14 protein-coding genes are annotated in these 18,738 nt (G+C 41.9%); 11 read left to right on the top strand and 3 right to left on the bottom strand.

The genetic code is table 11. From position 1 onward, the window contains the following. Window positions 1-62: 62 nt before the first annotated feature. From rsgA to VMW01_12815, 4 genes are read left to right on the top strand one after another with little or no spacing between them, the layout of a single operon-like run. Window positions 63-1,004: a ribosome small subunit-dependent GTPase A gene (gene rsgA, locus VMW01_12830; protein HUW07136.1), complete on the top strand. Its 942-nt coding sequence runs from the start codon at window positions 63-65 to the stop codon at window positions 1,002-1,004. A gap of 12 nt (window positions 1,005-1,016) precedes the next feature. Next, window positions 1,017-1,784 carry a TIGR00266 family protein gene (locus VMW01_12825; GenBank protein HUW07135.1) on the top strand — a complete coding sequence of 256 codons (768 nt, stop codon included), beginning with the start codon at window positions 1,017-1,019 and terminating at the stop codon, window positions 1,782-1,784. Between the two features lies 1 nt (window position 1,785). Then, complete coding sequence (gene mnmH / locus VMW01_12820; GenBank protein ID HUW07134.1) at window positions 1,786-2,826, top strand: tRNA 2-selenouridine(34) synthase MnmH; 1,041 nt, start codon at window positions 1,786-1,788, stop codon at window positions 2,824-2,826. Window positions 2,827-2,884: 58 nt separating this feature from the next. Continuing rightward, on the top strand, window positions 2,885-3,589 hold the full coding sequence (locus VMW01_12815) for a hypothetical protein (protein HUW07133.1): 705 nt from the start codon (window positions 2,885-2,887) through the stop codon (window positions 3,587-3,589). Window positions 3,590-3,665: 76 nt separating this feature from the next. Here the strand turns inward: VMW01_12815 and VMW01_12810 are convergent, their stop codons facing one another. Continuing rightward, window positions 3,666-4,505, bottom strand: a complete 840-nt coding sequence (locus VMW01_12810; GenBank protein ID HUW07132.1) for a universal stress protein — start codon at window positions 4,503-4,505, stop codon at window positions 3,666-3,668. A gap of 114 nt (window positions 4,506-4,619) precedes the next feature. Next, the gene (locus VMW01_12805; GenBank protein ID HUW07131.1) at window positions 4,620-7,682 is read right to left on the bottom strand and encodes a DUF2723 domain-containing protein; all 3,063 of its coding nucleotides are present in this window, start codon (window positions 7,680-7,682) and stop codon (window positions 4,620-4,622) included. A 119-nt stretch (window positions 7,683-7,801) separates the two neighbouring features. Here VMW01_12805 and VMW01_12800 point away from each other — a divergent pair, with 119 nt between their 5' ends. Genes VMW01_12800 through VMW01_12785 form a run of 4 tightly spaced genes read left to right on the top strand, consistent with a single transcriptional unit; the run spans window position 7,802 to window position 14,909 of the window. Next, window positions 7,802-8,149, top strand: coding sequence for a translation initiation factor (locus VMW01_12800; protein ID HUW07130.1), 348 nt, complete (start codon window positions 7,802-7,804; stop codon window positions 8,147-8,149). 9 nt (window positions 8,150-8,158) lie between these two features. Beyond that, window positions 8,159-11,014: a hypothetical protein gene (locus VMW01_12795; protein ID HUW07129.1), complete on the top strand. Its 2,856-nt coding sequence runs from the start codon at window positions 8,159-8,161 to the stop codon at window positions 11,012-11,014. An 8-nt stretch (window positions 11,015-11,022) separates the two neighbouring features. Then, window positions 11,023-11,574 (top strand): 5-formyltetrahydrofolate cyclo-ligase, encoded by a 552-nt coding sequence (locus VMW01_12790; protein ID HUW07128.1) that lies wholly within the window; start codon window positions 11,023-11,025, stop codon window positions 11,572-11,574. A gap of 59 nt (window positions 11,575-11,633) precedes the next feature. After that, on the top strand, window positions 11,634-14,909 hold the full coding sequence (locus tag VMW01_12785) for a PAS domain S-box protein (protein ID HUW07127.1): 3,276 nt from the start codon (window positions 11,634-11,636) through the stop codon (window positions 14,907-14,909). Window positions 14,910-14,954: 45 nt separating this feature from the next. Here the strand turns inward: VMW01_12785 and VMW01_12780 are convergent, their stop codons facing one another. After that, window positions 14,955-15,749, bottom strand: coding sequence for a 5'-nucleotidase, lipoprotein e(P4) family (locus VMW01_12780; protein ID HUW07126.1), 795 nt, complete (start codon window positions 15,747-15,749; stop codon window positions 14,955-14,957). Window positions 15,750-15,954: 205 nt separating this feature from the next. Here VMW01_12780 and VMW01_12775 point away from each other — a divergent pair, with 205 nt between their 5' ends. The 3 genes from VMW01_12775 (at window position 15,955) to VMW01_12765 (ending at window position 18,641) form a co-directional block, all read left to right on the top strand. Continuing rightward, entirely contained in the window at window positions 15,955-16,440 is a 486-nt protein-coding gene (locus tag VMW01_12775; protein ID HUW07125.1) for an RNA polymerase sigma factor, read from the top strand. A 5-nt stretch (window positions 16,441-16,445) separates the two neighbouring features. After that, window positions 16,446-17,543, top strand: coding sequence for a hypothetical protein (locus VMW01_12770; protein ID HUW07124.1), 1,098 nt, complete (start codon window positions 16,446-16,448; stop codon window positions 17,541-17,543). 126 nt (window positions 17,544-17,669) lie between these two features. Then, on the top strand, window positions 17,670-18,641 hold the full coding sequence (locus VMW01_12765) for an outer membrane beta-barrel protein (GenBank protein ID HUW07123.1): 972 nt from the start codon (window positions 17,670-17,672) through the stop codon (window positions 18,639-18,641). Window positions 18,642-18,738: the final 97 nt, after the last annotated feature.

Raw genomic sequence — 18,738 nt, 5'->3', positions numbered from 1 at the left:
ATCAAGGATGAAAACACTTCTTCAAGATGAAAACAACTATATTTGTGTTATAAGAACTATTTATGGGACAGGCAAAGCAAGAGGGATTGGTGATGAAGAGCACGGGGAGTTGGTATGAGGTGCTTGCCGAGGGAGGAGAGGTGATACACTGTAAGGTTAGAGGTAAGCTGCGACTAAAGGACATCAAAACGACAAATCCTATTGCTGTTGGCGACAGAGTTTACTTTACTGTTGAGGAATCAGTGGGCCTAATTATGGAGGTAAAGGAGCGAAAGAACTATATTATTCGAAAATCATCAAATCTTTCGCACGAGGCACACATTCTTGCAGCCAATCTCGACCATGCGTTTTTGGTGGTTACCCCTGAATTTCCTAAAACTCCGCTAGAGTTCATTGACCGATTCCTGCTTACCGCAGAGGCTTATCGTATTCCAACATCATTAATAATCAACAAGTTAGACCTTTTTGATGGGGTGTTAGAGGAGGAACTTCTTTTCTATAAGGATATTTACTCAAAAGCTGGATATGAGGTAATAGAAACGTCTGCTAAAAAGGGTATTGGAATAGAGAAACTAAAGGAAAAGTTAAAGAATAAAATTACGGTTTTTTCTGGAAACTCAGGAGTTGGAAAATCAACGCTAATTAATGTTATTGATCCTAGCTTTTCGCTCAAAACGGGTGATATTTCTCTGTATCACCTCAAGGGTAAGCATACCACAACTTTCTATGAAATGGTTGCATTAGAATTCGGTGGATTTATTATTGATACTCCGGGAATAAAGGGCTTTGGCATAGTAGATATTTCATCGGAGGAGCTTTCACACTACCTCCCAGATATCTTTAAATTTGCCGATGGCTGCAGGTTTTCTAACTGCACTCATACCCACGAACCGGGATGCTCGGTTATAGCCGCGGTTGAGTCAGGTGAAATAAGCATGTCACGCTACAACAGCTATATCAATATTTTGAGCGATGGTGACGAGAAATATCGGAATCCATTTTAATTTTTTTGTGCTATGAAATCACATGAGATTGACTACAAGATCGTTGGTGACGATATTCAGCTAGTTGAAATAGAGTTAGATCCAATGGAAACCGTTATAGCCGAAGCGGGTGCCATGCTGTATATGGAGGCCGGTATCAATTTTGAAACGCGGCTGGGTGATGGTTCTGAACCTTCACAGGGGTTAATGGGCAAACTCTTTTCTGCCGGCGCTCGTGTGCTCACAGGGGCTTCACTATTTCTAACTCATTTTACGAACAGTGGTTTTGGAAAGAAGAAAGTTGCATTTTCAGCACCTTACCCTGGAACAATCGTTCCACTCAATCTTGCAGCCCTAGGTGGTGAAATAATAGTTCAAAAGGATGGATTCCTATGTGCAGCCCTAGGCACAAAGGTTACCATAACATTCAACAAGCGCATTGGGGCAGGTTTGGTTGGCGGGGAAGGTTTTATTCTTCAAAAGTTGCAGGGTGATGGCTTGGCTTTTATGCACGCAGGTGGCACACTCATTGAAAAAACTCTAAACAACGAAACGCTACGAATTGACACCGGATGTATTGTCGCCTTCCAGCCTGGTATCGATTTTAATGTTGAAGCGGCTGGTGGTCTAAAAACCATGATGTTTGGGGGGGAGGGATTGTTTCTTGCAACCCTATCCGGTACAGGAAAAGTTTGGCTGCAATCCATGCCTATACGAAGGTTGATACGAGCAATTGCTCCATATGGTAAAAATTCTGGAAAGGAGGCATCCTCTATTTTGGGAAACTTTTTAGAAGATTAGCATGGCAATACCATCAATCAGCATTGATGATTTTATTAAGCAACGTTCAGGGAAAGCAATTTTTGACGTTAGGTCCCCTGGTGAGTATTCTCGTGCTTGCATACCCGGTGCGCTAAGTCTCCCCCTTTTTGATGATGAGGAGCGGGCGTTGGTAGGAACAACCTATACCAAAAGGGGAAAGCAGGAGGCTGTTGAACTTGGCTTAAAGTTTGTTGGTCCAAAGCTTGCCCGATTTGTTCGGCTGGTGAGAAGAGACAGCCAAGGAAGAGATGTTTGGGTTCACTGTTGGCGAGGAGGAATGCGAAGTTCGAGCATGGCATGGCTTTTGGCAACAGCTGGCTTTAATGTTGCTACTCTTCGCGGTGGGTATAAGTCTTATAGAAGGCTTTGTCAGGAATATTTTTCCAGAGAGTGGAAGATTGTTATCTTAAGTGGCCCAACCGGTAGTGGTAAGACAGAGGTTTTGCAGCATCTTCGCGATTTGGGTGAGCAGGTGATAGACCTTGAGGGTTTAGCAAATCATAAGGGGAGTGCTTTTGGCGCACTTGGGCAAGCTGTGCAGCCATCAACAGAAATGTTTGAGAACCTGCTCTTTGAGCAACTCTACACCTGCGACCCCGGTAGACCAATTTGGTTAGAGGATGAGAGTGTGAGCATCGGGACTATTTTTATTCCTAACTCTTTGTTTCTGCAAATGACCGCAGCACCAAGTATAGTGCTCAATATACCCGTGGATATTAGGACAGAACGGCTTGTGGAGGCTTATGGATGCTTTACTCCAGAGGAACTTATTGGGTGTATCAATAAACTATCGAAAAGGTTAGGTGGCAACAGTGTAAGCGAAGCGGTTTCGGCTGTGAATGCAGGCGACCTTAATGGGGCAGTTGGCGTTACGTTAAAGTATTATGACAAGGCATATGGATATGGCTTGGAAAAAAGAAACCATGCGATGGTTTTTCGCATCTCTCAACCTTGTAGCGATGCAAAGCAGAATGCTCTTCTGGCTTTAGAGGTGTTAAAATCTATGAAAGAAGCCTGGTAATTTGATTTGCTATTGACTTGCTTCATTTCTTCTCGTATCTTTTGAAAAACTTTGAAAGATGGATACACGTGTAATCATTGAGACTATAGGGACTCTCACTAAAATTGAAAATGTTGAAAGTCTGAACGTTTCCGATTGGCTGGTCCTAGAAAACAGCCATCCCTATCCTGGATACCATAGCCAGTTTGACGCTGATTTTGAAAAACCACGGACGTTATTCTTTATTACAAAGGATAAAATAGATCTGGAAACACTGATTCGAAAAAATCAAGTGGTTGAGGAAAAATTCAAACAGAGCTATGATGCTACTCCTTGTCAGCTAATTATATATTCGGATATTTATTTTGGTATTCGAATAAAGTATTTAAAGAACTTTAGTCTGATCCCCGAGTTAATGCACCTTTTTGTGGAGGAGGGAATTACGTTTCGTAAACCACGGCGGATATCTGAATCGGCCACCATCACCATCCATAAGTATTTTATATTAGAAGAGTTGGCCCCCGGCATCTACAAAGATCACGATGAGGTGAACGAACGATATATAGAACTACAGAGAGTGCTTTCGATGGATGAGTTTGTTTTGCTTTATAGAATGGTGAAGAACAATATGCAAAACAATAATTTTGATGCCGCTTTAGCCGTTTTTCATCGGAAAAAAGGTATTGTTGAAGGAGTTCGAATTTTTGAGGCTGACTGTAATGTGGAACGGTTGGTTGAAATACAAAAAATATTTAATGATCAATTAGGGCGTATTGAGAAGTAGCAATACATAGTCTTTTAAAGAGAAAGGCTGCCAATCGGCAGCCTTTCTCTTGAGCATATTTCCAAGGTGAAAAACTTTACCTTACCATGCTTGGATTGAAGCACATCACTGGCAACTTTGCATTATTGGCAATAATGTACTGCTCCTGTGCACCAAAAATGTAGTCGCTAAAATCGATATTCTTTGTGGTCATAACCAAGATAAGATCAGCCTCAATATCCTGTGCCAACTTTACAATATCATCGGCAAAGCCACTTGTTTTTGCAGCAAAATGCTGCTCAAATGGTATGCGATATTCCTCCACTTGGCTTTTTGCAAAAAGCATATTTGAGTTAATCTTTTTAAGCACACCCTGATCGGTTGAGTTTTGCTTGAAAAGGTGAATCTTTGATCCAAAATGGATCGCCGTTTTTACCGCCTTAATCATCAACTCCTTACTTTCTGGCTTGAAATCCACCGGAACGACAATGTGCTCAAACACCCGTTGGTGACTGCTCGATGGCTCGTCCTGAACAACAATGAAGGGAACATTTGACCCGGCAATGACCTTAAGCGCCCAGCTGCCGGTTAACTTTTGAACACCCTTGATTCCATGTGTTCCCATAAAAACGAAATCGGCCTTTGTTTCGTCGGCATATTCGGTTAAGGTTGTAAAGATAGTTCCTTCAAGAACTTTGAAATTCAACTTGATGCCGTGTTCTTTGGTTACTTTTTCAATATCTAGCACCAGCCGCTCTTCGGCCTCTTTTTTTGTTAGCTTTCCTTTAGCAAAAAGACCTCCAGGCGAAACCACATGAATAAGGTCAATCTTATAGGCATCCCTCTCTTTGCATGCAGCTATAGCATATTTCAATGCGTTTTCGGCTACAGGGGTAAAGTCCCAAGGAACAACAATCCGGAGTAAAATATTTTCCATATCGATTTCTTTGGCTTGGTTAATGCAAACTAAATCACTACGAAATTTAAACTAATTCTACCAAGAAAGGTTGATCTAGATCAAAAAAAAGTCGGCAATTGCCGACTTTTTTTTCTATTGCTGCATAAACCGCGCGAATCGCGCTTGAAAATCCTTCTCTAATTTCGCTGATAGGTCTGCTTGTTGGTTCTCTTTGGCAATCTTCATTGCTTCAGTGCACAAGTACAGGTTGAGCTGAGTTGGAGTATCGTACATCGACTTAAATCGTGGTGTAAGGTTCATGATGTAGGCCAGGTTGTCCGAGGTGGTTTGGCATAAGTCCTCAACAAGCTTATTCGCCTTTTCTGTTTCCTTTGCCAGATAGAGGCTGCGGATATTGTCCAACGTAAATAGGTCGTATGGTATCTGACTTGTTGGGGTTAGTTCCATACACTTATTCATTACAACTTTCGCTGAATCGTATTTCCCTTCTGCGCAAAGTGCATCAGCAAGCCGGCTGAAATTTTTCTTAAGATGCACCACCTGAAGCGTCCTTACATTGTTATAGTCAAGAAAGGTTTTTGGATTTCCGTATCCACCATAGTGGAATGTTTTCATCATTCTTGTATACATCGTATCCACGTCAATTCTGCCAACATTGTAGTACTGGTCAGAGATGGTTTTTATCGGAACAAGACGATAAGCAAACCCATCGAGCTGTAAGTAATCCTGAATTCCAATGTTCACATCGCTTGCCGGAGAAACAAAGTATATTGGTCGATCCCAGCCAAAGTGAGCGAGTAGATCGAGCAGCATCATTTCCGGCTTATTGATGTATTTTTTTGAAGTCGGAATGGTGAAGGTCAGAACGGAATCAATCTGGCTCGCCATTTCGGGTCTTACAGTTCCATTTTCCAACACTTTCTCCTTGTCTACGGGAATTGCAATGTTGCGTGTAGGGAGGTAGTCCAATGACTCGCCATCCATGGTTTGCACCTTTGTCACTGCGTTGTCGCTTGCAATAAAGTTTACAATATCGCCAACATTACTATAGCCCTTGATACCCCTATCCACAATGGGGAGCTGCTCATTAACCCCTTGAACGTATTTATTAAAGGGCAGGGTGAACGGAACAGGTTTAGCGCTGTACAGCTGTTTTTGCATTTGACTGATATACCAGTCGGTGCCAAGGAGACTTAGGTTTACTACGCGAACATCAGTTCTAATTCCCTCAACCTCCTGAGCGTACCACAGGGGGAAAGTATCGTTATCCCCATTGGTAAATAGAATTGCATTAGGTGCACATGAATTTAGGTAATCGTATGCGAAATCTCTCGCAGTATAGCGATTAGATCTATCGTGCGAAACCCAATTCTCTTTGGCCATCAAGGTTGGAGCAGCTAACAAACCGATTATGGTTGCCAACGAAGCGGCAATTACCGGCCGTTTAATCACCCGCTTAATCCCCTCTGTAAGCGCGAGAATACCGAGTCCAATCCAAATGGCAAAAGCATAGAATGAACCTGCGTATGCATAGTCTCGCTCTCTTGGTTGAAGAGGAGATTGGTTGAGGAAAACAATAATTGCAAGACCTGTAAGTAGAAAAAGCATAAGTACAACCCAGAAATCTCTTTTGCTTTTGTTATATTGATAGAATACCCCCAGCAGGCCTAACAGCAATGGCAGTAAGTAGTATACAGCCCTTGTTTGTGGGTTTTTCATGCCAGCGGGAAGGTTTTCCTGAGGACCAAGTCGAAAATCGTCGACGGCATTTATTCCACTTAACCAATTTCCGTTGTATGGTTCTCCTGTTCCCTGAACATCATTTTGTCTTCCAGCAAAATTCCACATAAAGTAGCGGAAATACATGAACCCTACTTGGTACCTGAAAAAGAACTTTAAATTTTCTCCAAAAGTTGGGCAGTAGAGTGTTTGTGTTTTACCATTGTAGGTAACATCTATAGGTTTGCCCTGTATGTTTGCCCACGACTTATACTCCTGAATATGGTCACTCTGAGGGCTATACATTCTGGGGAAGAAAGTACAAAATCGGTCATCGAAAGTGTAGTTCGTTGAAAGATAGGCCTTCTTATACTTACCGTTTTCTGGAATATAGCTAGTTATGTCTTTGGAATCTAACGCAGGAGCGTTATAATACTGTCCGTAAACAAGTGGCGGGGCACCGTATTGATCACGATTTATATAGTGTAGCAGTGCAAAAACATTGTCTGGGCTATTCTCATCGAGAGGCGGGTTGGCAATGGATCGGATTACCACCATGGCAAAAGAGGAGTAGCCAATAATGATCACGGAAATAGCCAGCATAATGGTGTTGGCTATGACCTTACCTTTTTTGTGCGTGTAGTATACACTCCAAATGAGCAAACTGATAAGTAGAAGTGCGTAAAATAGAGCACCAGAATTAAAGGGAAGCCCAAGGGTGTTTACAAAAAAGAGATCGAAACCAGAGGCAAAAGAGATCAGCCATGGAATAATGCCGTTCAAAACGACCGCCAATGCAGCAACAGCAACAGCACCAGCACCAATAAATCCCCACGGAGTTACCTTGAATTTCTTAAAGTAGTAAACGAATACAATTACAGGAATGGTTAGTAGGCTCAAGAGGTGTACCCCAATGGAAAGCCCCATCATGTATGCAATAAAAATTATCCATCGGTTAGCTCTTGGCTTATCTGCTTCGTTTTCCCATTTCAGGATGGCCCAAAACACAATGGCCGTGAACAGCGACGATGTTCCATAAACCTCCGCTTCCACCGCTGAAAACCAAAATGTGTCGGAGTAAGTATAGGCTAATGCCCCTACCGCACCAGCACCCATTATCGAGATGATTTGCCACAGGGTTGGCTCCTCATCTTTTTTTACCAATAGACGTTTTGCCAAATGAGTGATCGACCAGAAAAGAAAAAGAATGGTGAATCCACTTGCCAATGCGGTGAGGGAGTTGATTGATGCCGCAACTTTGGCTGGATTTGAAGCAAAGAGGGAGGCAATTCTACCCATAATCATAAACAGTGGAGCACCCGGTGGGTGACCAACTTCAAGTTTAAATGATGTAGCTATGAACTCAGAACAGTCCCAGTAGCTGGCTGTGGGTTCAATGGTTAGCAGGTAGGTTGTTGCGGCAATGGCGAAAACGATCCACCCGACAATAATGTTTGTGAGCTTAAATTGTCTCATTTGTAAAGTATTTCTAATACCAGTTAGCGAAATTAGAGTTTTTTTTTCATTAATTCTGTTGGGCTTCCTATTTTAGCTAAAATTATGCATCCTCACTTACCTAAATCAACTTGCTATAAATGAACGAAAAAAACAATAGGAATCGGCCGAATATTGTTTATTCTACCAACCCTGATTATAAGTTTGATGATAATTCTCTGCCAGAAAGTGAAACACTTCCTCCGTCCAAGCAAGATCTTCGCGTTTTGCTGGATAAAAAGCAGCGTGGAGGGAAAAAAGTCACCTTGATAACGGGCTTTGTTGGCTCAGATGCTGAACTGAAGGAGCTGGGGAAGTTGCTTAAAACAAAATGCGGTGTTGGTGGTTCTGTTAAGGATGGCGAAATTCTCATTCAGGGTGATTTTCGCCAAAAGTTACTCGATATTCTCAAGGCTGCTGGTTATCGAGCCAAGCAGGCAGGAGGTTAGGCACTCATCATGCGACAACATTTTCGGCTGCAGATAATTATTATTCTGCTACTATTACCAATCACGTTAACTGCCCAATACTTTAGTTCTGGACAGGATGCTGCATCAGTAAAATGGCTTGTGGCAAAAAATAATCGATTTCATATAATTTATCCAGTAGGTTATAAACCGCTTGCGCTGAAATTTGCAGTTTATGTAGATGCTGTTGCCACTGCCGACAGCGTACATTTTAGACGTCCTTTGACTGTACTCTTTCATCCCTGGAACCCTTATTCAAATGGTTTTGTAACCCTTGTACCACGACGGATGGAACTCTATTCTGTTTCACCACAAGATATTTATCCACAGGATTGGTTGAAGCAGCTCGCAGCGCATGAATTTCAGCACTCCGTGCAGATGGAGGAATTAAATCACGGATTGGTGCACATGCTTACCTATCCTTTTGGTGAACAGGCTTGGGGTGCGTCATTATCGTTTACTCCGCGTTGGTTTCTCGAGGGAGATGCAGTTGTATCTGAAACGCGGTTTTCCAAATCGGGACGAGGTCGCCTACCTAGCTTTGAACAGGGGCATCGGGCAGCATTTCTTACAGGTAAAACCTTTACCTATGATAAATGGTTGATGGGCTCATATCGCGATTACATACCAGATTACTATGAGTTTGGATATAAGTTGGTTTCGTACGTTAACATGAAATATGGCGATTCCGTATGGCCTAATGTGATGCGATACACTGCTCGAAATCCATATACACTTGCACCGTTTTACTTTGGTTTGAAAAAATATGCAGGTGTTTCTAGACAGCAGCTTTTCCATAATACTTTTTCGTTTCTCGACTCCGTGTGGGTTGCCGAGGACAGAAATATAAAACCACAGGACGGATTTACCGTCCCTTCTTTGGAGAAATCTTACACAAGCTACTACTACCCATGCTATTTAAATGACTCAACTGTAGTAGCCTATAAGTCAGGATTAAGGGAAACACCATCGCTTGTAACCATTAATGTTTCTTCAGGTAAGGAGGAGTCTCTTATTGTAACGGGTTCCATGTTTGATCCATTTAGCGTTGCTTCAGGAATGGTAGCCTGGGATGATTATCTGCCAAGTGTAAGGTGGGGCGAGGAGGGTAAATCAATCATCAACTTGCTCCTGATTAAGAACCATAAATTTGTTTCTGTTAACTACCCCGATCAACTTTTTTCTCCTTCCCTCGACAGTAAAGCGCAGCAATTTGTGGCTGTGAGTGTGGCTCGAAACGGTTTACAAAAGTTGATTATTTATGACTTGAAAAGTATGTCGCTCGCGAAAACTGTAGGTTTTCCGCTTGGGGTGGCATTGCAAAATCCGAGTTGGGATGAGACCCGCACACGAGTTGTGTTTACCAAAGTTGATTCTCTGGGGAAATCGTTATGTGTTTTTTCTTTTGCAAACAATTCAGTATCCACGTTGCTTAGCTCGGAGGTGGCAGATATTGCAACCCCAAAATTCTTAGAGGGATATGTTGTTTTTTCTTCCTACAGCGGATCAGTCAACAATCTCTTTGCCATTGACACTGTGAGTCATCAGCTTTTTAGCATCACCAATTCACGGTTCGGTGCCCAATATCCCTCAGCTGCAATGGATGGAAGAGGTGTTGTTTTTTCGAAATATACTGCAAGCGGATATCGTATTGCCATTATTCAAGATAGTTTGTTTTCCAACAAAGTTCCCATTCAAGCTGATGCACTTGGCTTTCATGATCCTCTAGAGGCTCACATTGGTGAGTTTTCGAAATCGGCAGTAATCGACACAGCCAAGGTTTCTAATTATTCTATCAACCCGTACCGAAAGGGACTGCATCTATTTAATTTTCATAGCTGGGCTCCTTTTTACTATGATCCACTCGTGCTAACACCATCCACCGCCGAGTTTGCTCCAGGCTTTACGCTAATGTCTCAAAATATCCTTTCAACGAGTCTTTCAGTTTTGGGCTACTCCTTCCAAAACGGTTCATCACAATACCATGCGCGGTTTATTTACCAAGGCTGGTTTCCCGTAATCAGCATTTCTGCCGACTATGGTGCACAACCGCTTTTTTATCGAGATCCTAATGCGAAAACAGTTCCAATAATTAATGCTGACAGGCTTGATCTTAATGGTATTGTATCGCTACCGCTCAACTTCTCTAGAGGTAAGTTTGTGCGTAGGATGACTCCATCAATAAGCATTGGGCATACAAACGATTATTTTTACAACCGCACCGATTCTAGCTATACTCGAGACTATACAACGACAAGCTTTCGTCTATACTGCTATTCTTCATGGGAGTCTGCACCTCGTGATATTCGCCCACGCTGGGGAAAGATAGTGGATATACGATACAGTGCTACCCCTTTTGAAAACGAAAATACTGGATCAATTGCCTCCATTCTTTTCCGACAAATGTTACCGGGTATTGCTGTTAATCATTCGCTAATGTTTTCATTGGGAATCCAGAAGCAGTACCTGAAAAGGTACTATTTTAGTTCCAATCTCGCCTTTCCTCGCGGATATGCTGCGCAACCAAGCAAGGAGCTGAGAACATTCTCCCTCGACTACGCATTTCCAATTGCTTATCCCGATTGGGCAATACCGAACTTTTTATACTTGCAGCGAGTACGATTAAATGCGTTTTTCGATAGGGCGGAAAATTCTTACGATGTTTACGATAATGTTCAAAAGAGCCTTGTTACGCTTAATCCAATATACCAGTCGTTTGGTGTTGATATTGGGTTTGATTACCACTTGTTTAGGAATGCATTCCCACTTTCCACCCAATTTAGGCTAGGCAACACTAAGAGTAACGAGCCATTTTTCAGCCTGTTTTTTGGAATAACCATTAACTAGAAATGTAGATGGACAACAATAGTATCACTAGGAAAAAGGATCTTCTTCGGCGGGAGATTAAAACAATAAAGAGAGCGATGACTCCACTTCAGATTGCTGAAAAATCGACAGCCATTCATCGGCAATTAGAGTTGATGACTGAGTTTCAGGAGGCGAATACAATATTGGCCTATATGGCACTTCCTGACGAGGTTCAAACGCTATCTTTCCTTCAATCGTGGATCGCGAAAAAGAGAATTGTTTTGCCAGTAGTTAATGGAGACACACTTGACCTTAGAGAATATTTTCCTGATGGAAGGCTTCAAAAGAGTGGTAGTTTTGGAATCATGGAGCCGCATCAAGGTCCACTTGTTTCGCCAGATGAAATTGACTTTGCAATTATTCCCGGTTTGGCTTTCGACTGTGAGAACAACAGACTTGGCAGAGGTAAGGCATTTTATGATAAGCTGCTTCGTACTTCTGGATTTTTTAAGGTTGGTGTTTGTTTTTTGGAGCAGCTTGTTGATAATGTTCCAGTTGATGAGTTTGATGTAAAGATGGATCGGGTTATTGTTGCATAATTGCAGATTAGCTGCGATATTGTACCAACATTTTTTTGTTTCACTATCACCCATCAGCTTTGAAAAGAATTTTTTTTAAGGTTGACCGTTCGTTTGAACGAAAGGCAACCTTAATGGTAATGATTTTTTTTGCCTTATTGGTTGCAGTTTTTGTTGTTAACGGGGTTAAAACCAAACACCAGTACCGACAGTGGGTAATTAATCAGACGGCAGACAGGGCAAAATCGGAGATGCGCGGTGTCCTGCAATTCTCTTCCTTCAAGTATTCTCGAATGGTGGAGGATTATGCTAAATCTTCAACGATTGCTGCTGCACTGTCTGAGGAAAATACGGCAAAGATTTTTTTGGCGGTTCAGCCGAGTTTTAGCTGGATGAACAGAAAGGGCCAAGATGAGATATTCTTGGATTTCTATAATTCAGCTGGTAATTTAGTTGTTGGCTTCAACGATTCACTTGAGACAACCCTTGATAGTGGGATTATTCTGCGGTTAAATGACATAAGTTCTCCCCCCAATTGTAGCGGGTATAGTTTAGGCCCCAAGGGGTTTTACTATTTTATTTCAAGCCCTATTATTTATCGAAATCGGGTGGCTGGATTTGTAAGACTTGGCCTTCGCGACGAAGGCTTTGTTCGACAATTAACCGATTCGCTGAATCTTAAACTCTGTAGCGTCTTCCCTCAAAAATTAATAAACAAAGGCGAATCAGGATTCATGCCCATTGATAATGGTAACAAGGGTTATCTCCGTGGTTATGGAAGCGATTCTCTCTTCCTTTCATCCTTCACAAGTAATGGGGTTAATGCTAATCAGATAGCATATTGGGGTGATCGATATTACTCTATTTTTCCATTTTTTACCGTGAACAGCTATAGTGGACAAAAAATTTGCACCATCTTTTTTGCTGTCGATACAAGCGCGGTCAACAAGGATTACCGAGCATATTTGTGGTGGTTGTTTGGCTTTTCCTCATTTTTTCTAGTCCTGCTCTTTTTCCTGTTAAGGTTGTTGTTTCGTCTTCCCCTTGGAGTTATTCAGGATTTAAAAAATAACGTGGAGCGAGAAGTTAGCTGTAGGTCGAAGGAAATTATTGATGCCAATACTGAGCTGAAACAAATATTTAACTCCACGGCAAATGGACTGCGGATTATTGATCCCAACCATGATGTTGTTCGAGTTAACGACGCTTATTGTAAAATATTTGGTCTAAACAGGGAGGATGTCGAGGGCAAAAAGTGCTATGATACTTTCCCTTGTCGATTCTGCCATACTGCCGACTGCTCCATTGAAAAAATATTGGCGGGTGAAAACGTGGTCGAGTTTGACGAGGTTTCCTTTCATAAGTCAGGTAAAAAAATAAGGTGCATTCATACACTTGTACCATTCTTGGGTGAACGCGATGAATTTCTTGGTATTATTGAAGACACCAAGGACATTACTGAAAGGATGAATGCCGAAGAAATTCTCCTTAAAACAGAACGTCTCCACGATGCTTTTTTAGATAACCTTACCGTTGGTGTATTCATAAAAACACCAGAACAGAAAATGATCTATCAAAATCAGCTGATGGATAATTCTTTTGGGGAACTAGCGGATGGGAATCGGTCACCTGACATGATACCGGAGGAGGTGCGGTTACGTTGGCAAGTTGAAGATGAGGTGGTGTTGCGTGATGGCAAAGTGGTTGTTGAGGAAAAACTTATAGATCGTTTTGGAAATGAACGCAGCTTTCATACTCAAAAATTTCTTTTTCGAGGTATTGACGAAAGCATTCGAATAGGAGGAATAAGCGTAGATATTACAGCACGTGTTGAGGCGGAGCGAATGTTACGCATCCTTTCTAAGGCAATTAATGCATCACCAGTTTCGCTGGTGCTTGCTAATGTAAATGGCATTGTTGAGTTGGTAAATCCTGCATTTACTGAAATCACCGGATTTTCCGACGCGGAATCAGGAGGTATGAACCTTTCTTCTTGCTTTTTTCCAGGCCAAGATCAAAAATTTGTGGATAAAATTCTATCAACTGTTCTTGCTGGAAATACCTGGCGTGGAGAGATGATTTCATACAAAAAGGATGGCAAAGAAATCTGGATTACGGCCAGCATTTCACCCGTTAAAGATCGAAACGGAATAATTCAGCATATTCTCATCATTTCAGAGGACATATCTTTGAGGAAGGAATATGAGAACGAGCTTCGGATAGCAAAGGAGCGAGCCGAAGAGTCTGACAGACTTAAGATGGCTTTTCTGGCCAATATCTCACACGAGATTCGTACTCCCCTGAATGCCATTGTTGGGTTTAACACCCTGCTTGCCTCGCCTGACTTGAGCCAGGATGACCGAGAGCGTTTCCTTTCGATAATCAACCAAAACAGTAGCCATCTTTTGCGTACTATTGAAAATACCATCGATCTTTCCAAGTTGGAAACAGGGCAGTTTAAGGTTGTTAACGCTCCTTGTAGGCTTAACGAAATTATGGAAAATGTTTACGCAGATTTATTTGAGCAGGGCTTGGTATCTAACAGCGTTAAACTTTCTATTAAGCAGGAGTTGGCCGATTCAGAAATGAATATTCTTACCGATGGATACCGACTTAGGCACATCCTAGAGAATTTGCTTACCAACGCCCTAAGATTTACCACCAATGGATTTGTGGAGTTTGGATATACGCTAAAAGATCCCTATAATCTTCTTTTTTATGTGGTTGATTCTGGCGTTGGCATATCTGACGAGAAGCAATCTCACCTTTTTCACCCATTTACACCTGGCGCTTCCCCGTCAAACGAGAGCGGTGGCCTTGGCATTGGACTACCTCTTTGTAAGAAAATGATAAAGCAGCTGAATGGAGAAGTATGGTTTCAGTCGGCTCTCGGCAGTGGAACATCCTTTTACTTCACCATCCCGCTTGTGTTTGTGGATGCAAAATTTACAACAGAGAAGCATCTAGCAATCAACAAACCACCTGTGTGGACGGGCAAGCAGATTTTGGTTGTTGACGATTTGGAGGAGAATTTTTATTTGCTGCGAGCCGCGTTTAAAGATTCCAGAGCAAGAGTGCTGTGGGCAAAAAATGGGGTGGAGGCAGTCGATGCTTTTAGAAAGAATCCAGGGATTGACGTCATCCTTATGGACCTTAGGATGCCGACGATGGATGGCTACCAGGCCACGCATCAAATTAAGTCGATGAATAGCAACATCCCCGTATTTTGCCAAACTGCCTTTGCCGATGAGGAGGAGCGCGAAAAAATTAGCCGTTCTGGCTTCGATGGATTGTTTACTAAGCCAATTCGATTATCACATTTGGTTGCCGAGCTCGATACCATCTTGCGAAACTAAAAAAGGCCTCGCACTGGAGGCCTTTCTTAATCGAAAGAGGAACCTTTAAAAACCTTTAAGAACGCTTCGTCTTGCGCTGTCTTTTTCGCAAGTAGTAAGTTTCTTTCCACGGGCGAGGGCTCTGTCCCAGTCGCCATACATTGGGTTAGGAAGAATGATATACCGACTGCCAAACAAGGCTTTTAGGCTGTCAACGTCTTCCTTTCCAAAATTTCCACGCCTGAGGTCGAATACTTCAGCAAAGTCGCCAAGGTTGTCGCCGATAAGTAGAATAATTTTGTGGGTATGAGCAACTTTTTGGCGACGGGATTCCTTATCGCTGGTGTTTGTTTTGAACAGGCAGTGTAGGGAATCAGCATAAGGAAATCCAACGCTTTTTAGATTGGCAATGGTTACGCCAAGTTCGGAGCTGTCGCGGTTGGAGATGTAAAATATTTCAACGCCCTTACTCTTGGCATAATTTGCAAATTCAACCGACCCGGGAGTTGCTTTCGCTGAAGCCTTCGATGTCCATTCGTTCCAAAAAGCTTTGCTATACCCTTTGTTTTGCTTGATAAATTCGGCCTCAAGTGGGCTATTGTTAAGCATGGTTTCGTCAATGTCTACCACAACGGCGAGCTTGCCTTTTTCTTTTTTTACGATCTCAGCCAGCTGCATTTTGGCAATATTGAAGCCTTGAATGTAAAGCGCCTCCATTTCTGCTGAGGCCTGATACCAAACCACCGGTAAAAGTAAGTTGTTCTGTGTTGTATCGCATGTGCTTACAGTTGCAGGTTGAGGTGCTTTGTTGCACGATGCTACCACCACAGCCAGAATTAATAGGCTCGAAATTCTTTTCATGTCATTGGTTTTATTGAGTTTTGGGGTAAAATTAACTTTTTTGTAGATTTCTGGTGCATCCAATTCATTTCTAATTAGTTTTTATATATGGTCATAGATCAACAGACCTCTGCTTTATAGGCGATTTTAAAAACATGTTGAGAATAGTAAGAATTCGCTGTAACTTTTCGAAAAGTTATGCGTCCTAACCATGATTTGCTAAAAGATGAATACTAAGGAGTACAACCTTTGCGTGGACCTATATGCTGATAATGTTTATCGCTTTATTCTTAAAAACATTAAGGATGAAGATAAGGCGAAAGACGTTGTACAGGATTCCTTTGAAAAATTGTGGGTTAAAGTGGGTGAGGTTTCCTTTGAGAAATCAAAACCATATCTTTTTAGCATTGCCTACCACACAATGATTGACTTAATTCGAAAGGAGAAGCGGCTCGTTGGAATGGAGGCGGCTCCTTCGGAAGATATGTCACATAGCGAACATTACTCTGACATTAACGAGCTGCTTCACAGAGCAGTTCAACAGCTACCAGAAATTCAGCGCAACGTAATTTTGCTGCGGGACTATGAGGGCTACTCATATGAAGAGATAGGTGAGATAACTGGACTAAACGAATCACAGGTAAAGGTTTATATTTACAGAGCAAGGGTTTTTCTTAAAACATACATTGGAAGTTTGGAGATGGTAATATAGTTGCTATGGCTAACATTAATCGACATAACTACAGAACAACGTTGATTGACTTTTCGGAGGGACGGCTCTCCGAAAGGGAAGCCGATGAACTATTGGCCTTTATGGAGGAGAATCATGATCTACTAGATGAATACCTCTCGATGAGTAATGTTGACATGCCAATACTTTCGCAAGGGAAAGATGTTTTTACTGAAAAAGTGCGGTTGAAAAAGGTCGTTTTTGTGGGTGAAGAGTTTGATGAGTTTTCCTGGCTTTGTGTTGCGCGTCTCGAAGGCGATGCATCAAATTCTGAATTATCTGAACTTAAAAGGATATGTGAGAAACCGGGTGAGCTTTCTACTGAAGCGGCTCTGTTCGAAAGGGTCAAGCTTTTACCTGAGAACATTTCCTATCCCTATAAGAAATCATTAAAACGTTTCGATATTGTTGGTAATCAGCACCTCCGTTGGTATTATGCTGCGGCTTCCGTTGCTGCAGTGTTATTAATTTTTACTATTCCTGTTTGGAGAGATCATCAACAGCAGAGAGTTATTGCTAGTGCCTCAGCTCCTATTGAGCAGAACTTGGCTATAAAATTGTCGTCAAAGTCTAGTTCTACAGAAGTTCATGTGGACAATCGTTTCGCCAGTAATCGTTCTCAATCTGGCGCTTTGAAGATTCGTTCAACGCGTGCGAATGGATTGAAAATGGCGGAAGCATCTCAACCTAACCTTGAAAGGAAGGCGGTTGTAAGGTCCGACATCGAGGTTGCCGAACTTAGTCCAATAACTCCCAAGGTGGTGATTAATAATCCAAGCCTTCTGGCTACAACCCCTAGGGTAATAAAAATTCGTCCGATAGAGGTTAAATCAACTCCTGCTAATTACCAAACCGTTGGAGAATTCCTCGCAGAGAAGGTTTCGAATGCCGCGGGGATTGATCAGAAGCAGGTTAAAAAGGCGGTAGGGAAAGCACGTGCATGGGAGTATGCTCAAGCAAGTATTAGCGGAATTGCTCGAATTTTTGGATTCCCTGTAAAAGTCGATAAGCAATATGATGCAGAAGGTAATCTCAAAAAAATCAGCATTGATACAAAGTTACTCGCTATTTCAAAAACTTTATAGCTTCGTCTATTAGCTTTTTCTCTAGCTATAAATTCACTTGAGAGGCAAGAAAAATTTTTACTCTGTAACTTTTAATGGTGGTTGTGCGTCGCACGGATAAATACAGAACAATTAAAACTAATTGCTATGACAACAAAAATCGTTACTTTAATAATCAGCTTAGTTGCAGTTACTACATGTGTTGTTGCACAAGATAATCCACAAGCAACCTTAAATAGGCTGGAGGGCAGGGACACCACACTTTTTGTTCCGCAAAACAAGCATGACACATTGGATTTATCCACCAACATTGCAACCATATCCAGCAAGTCGGATACCACCAAAATTAAGTTTGGTAAAAAAGTGCTCACCGTGATCGATAAAGGAAACAACACCTCCGTTGAGATCACGACCATTGGTAAGGATAAGGATAAAAACGTTGACTGGGATAATGAGTTTTGGAATCGGAGGCACAACAAAGGCTTTGAACCGCATTGGGCAGGTGTGGAGCTGGGATTAAACGGTCTCCTATCAAGCAGTAAGTCCATGAGTTTAAAAGGCGATGATGCAATTATGGATCTAAATTCTGGTAAATCCATAAACTTCAATCTTAACTTTTTAGAGTATGCAGTTCCTTTTGCTCACCAGCATATGGGAATTGTTACAGGGATGGGGTTGGAAGTGAATAATTTTCGTCTAAGCAACAACATTAGCCTTATGAAAAATGATGCTGGTGTTACGGTTGCCGACAGTAGCTACATTAATGGTGGCGTAAATCTAACTAAGTCGAAACTCACCTCGACCTATCTCAATATTCCTCTTTTACTAGAGTTTCAGGTTCCTTCTGGGAAAGATAGGTTTTACATTTCGGGGGGTGTAATAGGCGGAGTTAAGTTGGGCTCGCATACAAAGGTTGTTTACCAAGCTGGTGGCCAAAAGCAAAAAGATAAGAATAGAAATGACTACAATTTAGCAACGCTTCGGTACGGATTTCATGCTAGGATAGGATATAAATTTATCAACCTTTATGCTACTTACTATCCCGTTGCTTTATTTGAAAATGACAAGGGCCCGGAGGTATACCCATTCAACATCGGCCTTGTGCTTCTAGGGTTTTAATAATTAACAATATACGCTTACTAAAAGCTGGGTGTTCTCACGGGAGAAACCCAGCTTTTGTTTTTGCTATTTTGTATATTGGGGGATGTTAACCTAC

Source organism: Williamwhitmania sp. (assembly GCA_035529935.1).
Lineage (GTDB): Bacteria > Bacteroidota > Bacteroidia > Bacteroidales > Williamwhitmaniaceae > Williamwhitmania.
This window is presented reverse-complemented; position numbering and strand designations above follow the sequence as displayed.